The organism is Proteus myxofaciens ATCC 19692 (genome assembly GCF_001654855.1).
Lineage (GTDB): Bacteria > Pseudomonadota > Gammaproteobacteria > Enterobacterales > Enterobacteriaceae > Proteus > Proteus myxofaciens.
Map to the genome: position 1 here is coordinate 1 of NZ_LXEN01000227.1, position 297 is coordinate 297.

Sequence of the window (297 nt, forward strand, 5' to 3'; positions counted from 1 at the left end):
GGAATGCTGGCCGGACTGGTGGTGAAGGCCGATTTCGATGCATCCACGGACGCCGCCAGCTGGGCCTGGGTCGGGCTGTAGGTCACAGGCACGTCCTGGCTGCTGCCGTTAAACACCACCGGAATGGTGGTATCACCCGGGGTGGTGGACGCCGGCAGGGTCAGCGTGGCCTTGCCGTTGCTGTCGGTGGTCACCGTCTGGTCAGTGCCGTTCACCGTCACGGTGACGGCGGTGTCTTTCAGGGGCTGACCGTCCGCACCGGTGATCGGTACGGTGGTGGTCGGGGTACTGGTGCCG

General features: G+C 66.3%; 1 protein-coding gene. It reads right to left on the bottom strand.

From position 1 onward, the window contains the following. A partial coding sequence (locus tag M983_RS17710) for a DUF4198 domain-containing protein (protein ID WP_167348711.1) occupies positions 1–297 on the bottom strand: 297 nt, incomplete at both ends.